Source organism: Aquabacterium sp. (assembly GCF_004297345.1).
GTDB lineage: Bacteria > Pseudomonadota > Gammaproteobacteria > Burkholderiales > Burkholderiaceae_C > Aquabacterium.
Genome location: NZ_SCTN01000127.1, coordinates 1 through 5,758, shown reverse-complemented (window position 1 = coordinate 5,758; position 5,758 = coordinate 1). Strand labels below are relative to the sequence as shown.

The 5,758-nt window shown below is 62.8% G+C and carries 5 protein-coding genes; 3 read left to right on the top strand and 2 right to left on the bottom strand.

The window, feature by feature from the left end; translation table 11 throughout:
• On the bottom strand, positions 1–2,068 hold a 2,068-nt coding region (locus tag EPO09_RS03890; protein ID WP_290640362.1), incomplete at its 3' end, for a molybdopterin cofactor-binding domain-containing protein.
• Positions 2,065–2,553: a (2Fe-2S)-binding protein gene (locus tag EPO09_RS03885; RefSeq protein WP_290640360.1), complete on the bottom strand. Its 489-nt coding sequence runs from the start codon at positions 2,551–2,553 to the stop codon at positions 2,065–2,067. The genes EPO09_RS03890 and EPO09_RS03885, both read right to left, overlap by 4 nt.
• A gap of 55 nt (positions 2,554–2,608) precedes the next feature.
• Here EPO09_RS03885 and EPO09_RS03880 point away from each other — a divergent pair, with 55 nt between their 5' ends.
• The 3 genes from EPO09_RS03880 to EPO09_RS03870 all read left to right on the top strand — a co-directional run bounded on the left by EPO09_RS03880 (position 2,609) and on the right by EPO09_RS03870 (position 5,671).
• Positions 2,609–3,187: a TetR/AcrR family transcriptional regulator gene (locus EPO09_RS03880; RefSeq protein ID WP_290640359.1), complete on the top strand. Its 579-nt coding sequence runs from the start codon at positions 2,609–2,611 to the stop codon at positions 3,185–3,187.
• A gap of 169 nt (positions 3,188–3,356) precedes the next feature.
• A complete protein-coding gene (locus EPO09_RS03875; protein ID WP_290640357.1) occupies positions 3,357–4,232 on the top strand; it encodes a polysaccharide deacetylase family protein in 876 nt (291 codons plus the stop codon).
• A 2-nt stretch (positions 4,233–4,234) separates the two neighbouring features.
• Positions 4,235–5,671 carry a putative glycoside hydrolase gene (locus EPO09_RS03870; protein ID WP_290640355.1) on the top strand — a complete coding sequence of 479 codons (1,437 nt, stop codon included), beginning with the start codon at positions 4,235–4,237 and terminating at the stop codon, positions 5,669–5,671.
• Positions 5,672–5,758: the final 87 nt, after the last annotated feature.

Sequence of the window (5,758 nt, the reverse complement as noted above, 5' to 3'; positions counted from 1 at the left end):
AGCTGGTTTGCTCCACGCGCCCGTTGGCAAGGGTGATCTCGCCAAACAAGGCGGCACTCAAGCCATACACGATCGAGCTTTGCATCTGCGCGTCAACCGTATCCGGGTTGACCACGGTACCGCAATCGATGGCGCACACCACACGGTGCACCTTCACCTGCCCACCTTCGATCGACACCTCGGCCACCTCTGCACAGATGGAGCCAAAAGACTCGTGCAAGGCAATACCCCGCGCGCGCCCGGCCGGCAAAGGCTTACCCCAGCCCGCCTTGCTGGCCGCCAGATCCAGCACAGCCAGATGCTTGGGGTGCTTGCCCAGCAGGCTGCGGCGGTAGGCATAGGGATCCTGCCCGACTGCCCAGGCCAGTTCGTCCACGAAGCTTTCTGTGAAGAAGGCGTTGTACGAGTGGCCCACGCTGCGCCATGAACCCACAGGCACATGGGTCTCAGGGCGCACCTGCCGCACCGTGATGGCATCGAAGTCGTAGGGAATGTCGAACGCGCCCTCGATCTGGTTCTTGTCAGGCATGGCGTTCGATGCCGCAGCCGGCATCAGGCGCCTGACCGAATCGAAGCCGATGGATTGCGCCGCCACGCGGTTGGACCACGCCGTCACGCGGCCCTTGTCATCCACTGCGGCACGGAACAGCGACAGCGCAGCGGGCCGGTACATGTCGTGCTGCATGTCTTCTTCACGCGTCCATACCAGCTTGACCGGCTTGCCTTCCAGCTGCTTGGCAATGGCCACAGCCTGCTCGACCATGTCCACCTCCAGCCGGCGACCAAAGCCACCGCCCAGGAAGGGCACATGCAGTTTGACCTTGTCTGAATCCACACCGGCCACTTGCGAGGCCTTCCACTTGGCCAGCGAGGGCGACTGGGTCGAACACCAGACCTCGACGTGCTCGTCCTTGACTTGCGCCACGCAGTTGATCGGCTCCATCGCGGCATGCGCCAGGAAAGGTGCCCAGTAATCGGCCTCGATCACCTTGGCGGCCTGTTTGAAAGCGGCATCCGGATCACCCTTGGTGCCGTAAGTGAAGCCTTCCTTGGCGGCCAGTTCGTCCTTGTAGCGCTGGCGGATATCCGCCGACGAGACCTTGTCGTTGGGCGAAGCTTCATAGCTGATCTTCACCTCGGCCAGCGCCTGTTTGGCACGCCACCAGTTGTTGGCCACGACCACCACGCCCTGCGGGATCTGCATCACCTTGAGCACACCTGGGCGTTGCAGCGCAGCCTTGCCGTCCACGCTGGCAACCTTGGCGCCAAATACGGGCGACTGGGCAATGGCCGCATAGACCATGCCTTCGCGCTTCACGTCAATGCCGAACACGGCCGAGCCGTTGGTCTTGGACGGAATGTCCTGCCGGGCCATGGGCTTGCCAATCAGCTTGTACTGGCCAGGATCCTTAAAACGCACGTCCTGCGAGGGCGTGAGCGCTGAGGCATCCTTGGCCAGATCGCCAAAGCCCAAGCGTGCCCCCGTCTTCGTGTTGATGACCTGCCCTGCCTCGACCTGGCATTGCGCAGGTGTGATAGCCCAGCGCGTGGCCGCTGCCTGAACCAGCATGGCGCGCGCCGTGGCACCTGCCAGGCGCATGGGCTCCCACGCATCACGCACGCTGGCCGAGCCGCCCGTCACCTGCAACGACAAGGCATAACCCAGGCGCTGCATGCCGGCGCGGGCCATGCGGGCCATCACGCTGTCATCGTCTGCGCCGAAGGGCACCACGTTGAGCATCATGGAGGCGTTGGCGTAGATCTGTGCCACCGGAGCTTGCTCGACCTGCACGTCGTCCCAACGCGCGTCCAGCTCTTCCACCAGCAGCATGGGCAGCGCCGTCAACACGCCCTGCCCCATCTCTGAACGTGGCACGGCTACCGTCACCTTGCCATCCGGCCCGATTTTGACCCAGCCATTGAGCGCGACTTCACCGCCCTCCACGGCCAACAGCCCTTTGTCACCCAGGCGATCTGATGCAGAAGGCTTGCCGCAGCCCACCAGCAAACCGCCGGACAGCGCAGCGCCCGTGATCAGGAAATGGCGACGAGAAACAGTGGTCTTCATGCCTGCTTCTCCTGCACGGGGGACGAGGTAGCCGATGACGCAGATGTGGCCGCCGAATGAATGGCCGCCCGCACGCGTTGATAGGTACCGCAGCGGCAGATGTTGGTCATGGCGCCATCAATGTCGGCATCGGTGGGATGAGGATTGCTGCGCAGCAAGGCTGTGGCCGCCATCAACATGCCCGACTGGCAATAACCGCATTGCGGCACCTGATGCGCCACCCAGGCAGCTTGCAGGCGCTTGAGGATGGGATCGTCCTGGCTTTCGATGGTCTGCACCGATTTGCCGGACACGGCCACCACAGGCATCACGCACGAGCGCGTGGCCACGCCGTCGATGTGCACGGTGCAGGCACCGCAGGCGGCGATGCCGCAACCGAACTTGGTTCCCGTGTGCCCGAGTTCGTCCCGCAGGACCCACAGCAAGGGCATGTCGTCTTCGACATCCACGGAAACAGGCTGACCATTGAGCTTGAATGTGTGCATGGTGTACAGCGTACATCTTTATTGACTCGGCCGTCAAGCGAGGTACATTTGCCCCATGTCCTACCCGAAGAAGATCAGCCGAGAGACCATCCTGGAGACTGCCATGGCCTTCATCGAAGACCATGGCGTGGCAGAACTGTCCATGCGAACCTTGGCCGGCAACCTTGGTGTTACCCCTAATGCCTTGTACCGTTACTTCGCCAGCAAGGCCGATCTGGAATACGCCATGGCCGATGAGGGCGGGCAGTTGATGCTGGCTGATCTGGAGGAAGCGGCTGCCGGCCTCGCACCCCCGGATGACATCCGCGCCGTCGCCCGCGCCTACATCCGCTTTGCCCGGCGGTATCCACAGTTGTATGCAATGAAGATGCAGCACTGCGCCGTCAACGAAGACAAGCCCGGCAGCCATGACGCCATCTGGGACTTTGTGATGCAACTGGCCGGCAAGCTGCCCACGTCCTGGGACCCCAAGGACCTGGCCATGTCCCTGTGGGCCTTCCTGCATGGCATGGTGGAACTGGACCGCGCCAACCTGCTGGAAGGCCGCTCGCCCGAAGCCACTATTGAGGTCGGGCTGGACGTGATGATGGCGGGCTTGCTGGCCCATATCAACGCCCATACCGCAAAGAAATGAGCGCTGACAGCGCGCACAAATCAGCACGCCACACAGCGCGTGCATGGCGTCACGGCAACACTTTGAATTCCCGGTAAAAACAGGCGCTTAATGCCTTGTTGCATGGCGAAATGAGGCGCCATACTGGTTTCAACTGCCCACGTCACAAGGGCAGCAGAGACACCCGCTGATGTTGATTGAGCCTGACACCCTCGCCGCGCTACAGGGTCCCAACCATCATGCCGATGGCGGTGTCATCGGCTCGCATCCCCATCGACGACGCTGGCTTCAACAGGCTGCCGGGCTGAGTGCCCTGGGCCTCTTCAGCCCCTGGTCCCGCGCTGCCAGTACCCCGAGCCAGGCCGTAATCCTCTGCTACCACCGCTTTGCCGACACCGCGGCCGACAGCATGACGGTGCGCAAATCCACTTTTGCCGATCACATCAAGGCCATTGGCGAAGCCGGCGCCCATGTGATCCCCCTGGCTGATCTGGTGGCCTTCCGCCAGGGCAAGCTCAAGCAACTGCCGCCTCGCGCCGTGGTCATCACGGTGGACGACGGCCACCGCTCGGTCATCGAAGTGATGGACCCGATGATTCGCCAGACCCAGACCAAGTGGCCCATCACCTTGTTCATCTACCCCTCGGCCATCTCGAACGCGAGCTACGCCATGCGCTGGGAGCATCTGCAGCAACTGCAGGCCTCTGGCCAATACAACATCCAGTCGCACACCTACTGGCACCCCAATCTGGTCAAGGAACGCAAGCAGCAATCACCGGCAGAGTTCGAGCGCTTTGCGCGCAACCAGTTGAAGCGCTCCAAGGCCGTGCTGGAACAACGCATGGGCAAGCCGGTGTCTTACCTGGCATGGCCGTTTGGCATGTTCGATGAAGGCCTGATGGAGATGGCAGCCAGCGAGGGCTATCAAGCCGCCTTGGCGCTGGAGAACAAAGCCTGCACGGCCAATGACCCGATACAAGCCCTGCCTCGCCACCTGATGGTGGACGAGGTGAGTGGCAAACGCCTCAAACAGTTGCTGGACACGGCCTTTCCGACAGGAGCCTGAACATGAGCACCGCTGACAAGAAGGTCTGGACCTGGGGCGGCTTGATAGCCCTGATCGCCGCAGCCGGCATCGGCGCCACCTTGACGCACATATGGCCGGCCAACGCGCAACCTGGCAACGGGGCCAGCACGCCAGCGTCGACTGCCCCCGCCTCCGCACAACCCACCGCGCCGGTTGCTCAACCCGTAGCAGCGATGCTGCGCGGCATGGTGATCGATGCGGACACCAAACAAGGCATCCCCCTGGCCTATGTCGTCAGCGGTGATCTGACCGTGCGCACCGACCACGATGGCCGCTTCACGCTACCCGCATCCATGGCTGGGCAAGCCGTGGGCGCGCGCATGCCCGGCTACCGTCAGCAACAAGGCAAGCTGCAAGCGGCCACATCCGGCCCGACCGTGCTGCCCTTGCGCAAGTTCGACGCACGCGGCCTGTACCTGTCCGCATGGGGCATCGGCAGCAGCAAGCTGCGCGGTGATGCGCTGGAGTTGATGGCCCAGACCAAGCTCAACACCCTGGTCATCGACATCAAGGGCGACGCCGGCATCGTGCCTTACCGCAGCGAAGTCTGGGAGAAGCTGGGCTACCCCAAGCAGACTGTGGTCACAGTGCGTGACATGCCCGCGCTCATCAAGGACCTGCATGACCGCGGCATCTACCTGATCGCCCGCGTCGTCACCTTCAAGGACGACAAGATGGTGCAGGTCAAGCCGCAATGGGCCGTCAGAACATCGACGGGCGCCATCTTCAAGGACCGCGAAGGCCTGTCCTGGCTGGACGCCTCCATCCCCGACACCTGGGAACCTGCCGTGGCCATGGGAGAAGAAGCGGCCAAGCTGGGTTTCGACGAAGTGCAGTTCGACTACGTGCGCTTCCCCGACACACCGGGCCTGCAGTTCTCCAAGCCCAACACATGGGAGATGCGCCCCTTCATGATCTCGGCCTTCCTGGACAAGGCACGCAACCGCCTGGCCAGGTACAACGTCTACGTTTCGGCCGATATCTTTGGCTACGTGTGCTGGAACACCAATGACACGCTGATCGGCCAGCAGTTGGAGATGCTGGCCGACCGCCTGGACTATCTCTCGCCCATGCTGTACCCGTCCGGCTTTACTTGGGGCATCCCGGGCCACACGATGGCTGTCGGTTCTTCGTACGAGATCGTGCACCACTCCCTGCAAGCCGCGATCGATCGCTCAGGCTTGGGCGGTGTGCGCTTCCGCCCCTGGCTGCAGGCATTCAAGGACTACGCCTTTGACCGCCGCGTGTTCGGCGACAAGGAAATCCGCGCCCAGATCCAGGCCTCGGAAGATGTGCACACCCATGGCTGGCTGCTGTGGAACGCCGGCAACCACTACAGCACCGCTGGCCTGGACTTGAAAAAGCAACCTGCAGCACCAACTGGCAGACCATTGTCCACAGTAGCCAGCGCGCCTTGAATGCGCGTGGCTGGCGGCACCATGCATCTGCGGCTCACCTGTTTGCTGACAACGGCCTGTGCGTTGACCGTCTCCGGCTGGCCCGTG